Genomic DNA, 4,472 nt, shown 5'->3' on the forward strand with positions numbered 1-4,472 from the left:
GCGCCCCGGCCAGCCGTCGCTTAGCGCCAGGGCGAGACCTGCGAGGCCGATGGCGCCCAGCCCGGCGACGAGCGACCAGCTCTTGCGCTTCGCATGGCGCGGCGCGCGCGCGTGCCGCTCGACGAAGCGCCACGTGAGCCAGGCCAGGACCATGCTCAGCCCGAGCAAGGCGAGGCGAAGGCTGGCCGGCGCCGTGTCCCCGGCGACGATGCGGGCGAAGGTCAGCAGCGGCCAGTGCCAGAGATAGAGCGGGAAGCTGATCAGGCCGACCCAGACCAGCACGCGCGATGCGCCCAGGGCCCGGTTCACCGGCGCACCCGGACCGCTGGCGATGATCGCCGCCGTGCCAAGCGCCGGCAGAAGCGCCCAGGCGCCGGGAAAGAGGGCGTGCCGGTCGATCCACAGCATCGGCGCGAGCATCGCGGCGACACCGAGCCAGCCGAGGCCCGCCGGCACCTTCGTCTGCAGTGGCCGCATGGAGCGGGCATGCCGCCGCTGCTCGACGAGGGCCAGCAGCCCACCGGCGAGCAGCTCCCACGCACGCAGCAGCGGGTGATAGAACGCCGCCGCCTTGTCGAAGGAGACGATCCACAAGGCGGCAGCGAACGACATCAGCGCGGCCACCGCAGCCATCCGGGCGGGCGCCCGCCCGAGGCGCAGCGTCAGCCACAGCGCCAGCGGCCAGGCGATGTAGAACTGTTCCTCGATGCCGAGCGACCACAGGTGCAGCAGCGGCTTGGTGTGCGCCGCTTCGTCGAAGTAGCCGGTCTCCGAGAGCAGCACGAAGTTGGACCCGAACACGGACGCGCCGGCGGTGTGCGTGCCGAGGGTGCGGTACTCGCCGCTCAGCAGCAGCCACCAGCCGCCGAGCAGGCAGGCGGCCAGCACCGCCAGCAGGGCCGGGACGATGCGGTTGACGCGCCGGCTGTAGAAGCGCCACAGGCTGAAGCGGCCGGCCTCGAGATCGCGGGCGACGATGCCGGTGATCAGGTAGCCCGAGATCACGAAGAAGACGTCTACGCCGACGAAGCCGCCCGGCAACAGGGCGGGAAACGCGTGGAAGACGACGACGGCGGCGACGGCGATGCCGCGCAGGGCATCGATATCGGCGCGGTACGGGAGGCTCACCCCCGGCGGTTCGGACGGCGCACGTCAGCGCCGCGCGTACTGGGTTGCACCGAACAGCACCTCGCGCTCCTGGTCGGTGCGGACGGGCTTGCGCAGCTCGGCCATCACGGCAACGCCGCGCTGCACGGCGGGCCGGGCCGCAATGCCGTCGAACCACGCCTTCAGCTGCGGATAGTGCTCGATGTCCACGCCCTGGTTCTGCCACGAGCGCAGCCAGGGAAAGATGGCGATGTCGGCGATCGTGTATTCGTCGGTGGCGATGAACCGGCTCGACGCCAAGCGCTTGTCGATCACGCCGTAGAGGCGCTTGGCCTCGTTGCTGTAGCGGTCGATCGCATAGGGAATCTTCTCGGGCGCGTAGAGGCGAAAGTGATGCGCCTGGCCGAGCATCGGGCCGACGCCGCCCATCTGGAACATCAGCCACTCGAGCATCGAGTAGCGGCCGCGCACGTCGTCGGGGATGAAGCGGCCCGTCTTCATCGCCAGGTACATCAGGATCGCGCCCGACTCGAACAGCGTGATCGGCACGCCGTCGGGGCCGTCCGGATCGACGAGCGCCGGGATCTTGTTGTTCGGGCTGATGGCGAGGAACTCCGGCCTGAACTGGTCGCCGGCACCGATGTCGATCGGAATGGCCTTGTAGTCCAGCCCGCACTCCTCGAGCATGACGTGGATCTTGTGGCCGTTCGGCGTAGGCCACGAATACACTTCGATCATCGCGCTGGCACCTCGATCAAGGGCGCACCTGCGCCGTGGCGCACGACTCTAGTGGATCGGACGCGGCGATGCTCGAAGGATTCAAGGGCTTCTTCGCCAACCAGGGCCTCGGTCCCGACTTCGCAGAGGTCGCCGCGTGGGCGAGGCGGCGCGGCCTGGCCTTCAAGCGCGAGCGCGACGGCAACGGCTTCGTCGTCGACGGCAGGCTGGACGGCCAGCCGTGGCGGCTCGAGTGGGGCCCGTCGCAGCGCCCGTACATCGAAGGCCGCGAGCTGCGCCTGCGCATCGAGCTCGGCCTGCCTGCCGACCTCCTCATGCTGCTGATGTCGCAGCCCCTGATGGAATCGCTGGAGAAGCAGGCCTTCGAGGAATTCACGCAGGGCAACCAGACGCAGCTCGGCAGCGCCACGCCGGAAGAGACGCGCTGGCTGGTCCTGTTCCCGAAGATCTCGCTCGCCGCCTGCCCGACCCTTCGCGGCCGCTTCGGCGGGGTGTCGAACGTTGCGAAGGAAGGTGCCGCCTGGCTGGACGGGCCGCTCTGCCGCGAGCTCGAGCGCGCCGCGACGACCTTACTGCAGGCATCGCCGGCGTGGCTGCTGATGACCCAGAAGGGCCGCGCCTACCTGCGCATGCACTGCCCGGTCGTGGACGAGTCCGACATCGCCGCGGCCCTGGCCCTGTTCGAGACCGCCTGCACCGAGGCGATCCGCGTCGGCCGTTCGCGAGGCGATCCGCCGCCGTAGGCAGTTGCCGGCTCAGACGTGCCGGCCGAGCTCGATCTTGGCGATGGCGTTGCGATGCACCTCGTCGGGGCCGTCGGCGAAGCGTAGGGTGCGGGCACCGGCGTAGAAGCCGGCGAGCGGGAAGTCGCCCGACACGCCGCCGCCGCCGTGCACCTGCATCGCCCAGTCGATCACCTGGCAGGCCATGTTCGGGGCCACGACCTTGATCATCGCGATCTCGGCCTTCGCCGCCTTGTTGCCGGCGACATCCATCATCCACGCCGCCTTCAGCGTCAGCAGGCGGGCCATGTCGATCTGGCAGCGCGATTCGGCGATGCGCTCGCGCGTCACGCCCTGCTCGGCGACGGTGCGGCCGAAGGCGACCCGGCTCGACGCGCGCTTGCACATCAGCTCAAGCGAGCGCTCGGCGAGGCCGATCAGGCGCATGCAGTGGTGAATGCGTCCCGGCCCGAGGCGGCCCTGGGCGATCTCGAAGCCGCGGCCTTCGCCGAGCAGGATGTTGTCGACCGGGACGCGGACGTCTTCGAACAGCACTTCCATGTGCCCGTGCGGCGCGTCGTCGTAGCCGAAGACGCTGAGTGGCCTGACGATCGTGATGCCCTTCGTGTCGGCCGGGATGAGCACCATCGACTGCTGCGAGTGGCGAGGCGCGTCGGGGTCGGTCTTGCCCATGAAGACGTAGATCTGGCAGCGCGGGTCGCCGGCGCCGCTGGTCCACCACTTGCGGCCGTTGATGACGTAATGGTCGCCTTCGCGACGGATGCTCGACTCGATGTTGGTCGCATCCGACGAGGCGACCGCCGGCTCGGTCATCGCGAAGGCGCTGCGGATCTTGCCGTCGAGGAGCGGCTGCAGCCAGCGGTCCTTCATCGCCGGCGAGCCGTAGCGCTCGATCGTCTCCATGTTGCCGGTGTCGGGCGCCGAGCAATTGAAGACCTCCGGCGACCACGGCACGCGGCCCATGATCTCGGCCAGCGGCGCGTAGTCGCTGTTCGACAGGCCGAACTCGCGGCCGCTTTCCTTCGAGCCCTTGCCGCCCGCCGTCGGCGGTAGGAACAGGTTCCACAGGCCCTGGGCGCGCGCCTTCGGCTTTAGCGTTTCGATCGTCTGCAGCGGCGTCCACCGCTTGCCCGCCTGGGTGTTGGCCGCGATCTCCTCCTCGTAGCGCTGCTCGGCCGGGTAGATGTGCTCGTCCATGAAGCGGAGCAGCTGCGCCTGCAGTTCCTTGGTGCGGGGGGAGTATTCGAAGTCCATGGTGTTCTTTCGTGATGTGGGTCGAGGCGGGGCGCCTCAGGTCTGCTGGGCGATGCGCCAGCCCATCTCGGCGAGCGGCCGGGCCCCGGCGGCCGATTGCCGGGCCTGCGCGCTCGATGCCGTGCCGGCCTCGACCCGCTTGGCGATACCCTGCAGGATGCCGGCGATGCGGAACAGGTTGTAGGCGAGGTAGAAGTTCCAGTCGGCCATGACAGCATCCGGATCGGCGCGACCGGTCCGCTCGCAGTAGCGGCGGACGTAGCTCTTCTCGTCGGGGATGCCGAGGGCCGCGTGGTCGAGGCCGCCGATGCCGCGGAACGACCCCGGCGGGATGTGCCACGACATGCAGTGGTAGCTGAAGTCGGCGAGCGGGTGGCCGAGGGTCGACAGCTCCCAGTCTAGGACGGCGACGACACGCGGTTGCTGCGGATGGAAGACGAGGTTGTCGAGCCGGTAGTCGCCGTGCACCACGCGCGCCTGCGACGCGTCGCGCGCGCTCGCCGGCATGTGCGCCGGCAGCCACTCGATCAGCCGGTCCATGTCGGTGATCGGCTCCAGCACGCCCGGTGCCAGGCTGGCCGCGTATTGCCGGCTCCAGCGTGCGATCTGGCGCTCGAAATAGTTGCCGGG

Annotated in this window: 5 protein-coding genes; 1 reads left to right on the forward strand and 4 read right to left on the reverse strand. The window is 69.6% G+C overall.

Annotation, left to right across the window (positions count from 1 at the left end; genetic code table 11):
* Together AC30N0_RS19630 and AC30N0_RS19635 are read right to left on the reverse strand one after the other, a co-directional pair.
* Positions 1–1,128: acyltransferase family protein (locus AC30N0_RS19630; RefSeq protein WP_489519565.1), on the reverse strand; the 1,128-nt coding region annotated here is incomplete at its 3' end.
* A 24-nt stretch (positions 1,129–1,152) separates the two neighbouring features.
* Positions 1,153–1,845: a glutathione binding-like protein gene (locus AC30N0_RS19635; RefSeq protein WP_489519566.1), complete on the reverse strand. Its 693-nt coding sequence runs from the start codon at positions 1,843–1,845 to the stop codon at positions 1,153–1,155.
* Positions 1,846–1,880: 35 nt separating this feature from the next.
* Here AC30N0_RS19635 and AC30N0_RS19640 point away from each other — a divergent pair, with 35 nt between their 5' ends.
* Positions 1,881–2,588, forward strand: coding sequence for a hypothetical protein (locus AC30N0_RS19640; RefSeq protein WP_489519567.1), 708 nt, complete (start codon positions 1,881–1,883; stop codon positions 2,586–2,588).
* Positions 2,589–2,600: 12 nt separating this feature from the next.
* On the opposite strand, the gene AC30N0_RS19645 is transcribed toward AC30N0_RS19640, so the two are convergent.
* Positions 2,601–3,842: an acyl-CoA dehydrogenase family protein gene (locus AC30N0_RS19645; RefSeq protein WP_489519568.1), complete on the reverse strand. Its 1,242-nt coding sequence runs from the start codon at positions 3,840–3,842 to the stop codon at positions 2,601–2,603.
* Between the two features lie 36 nt (positions 3,843–3,878).
* Positions 3,879–4,472 (reverse strand): phosphotransferase (locus AC30N0_RS19650; protein ID WP_489519569.1); only part of this gene is annotated, 594 nt, incomplete at its 5' end.

This window comes from Rhizobacter sp. (assembly GCF_031412495.1).
Taxonomy (GTDB): Bacteria; Pseudomonadota; Gammaproteobacteria; order Burkholderiales; family Burkholderiaceae_C; genus Schlegelella_A.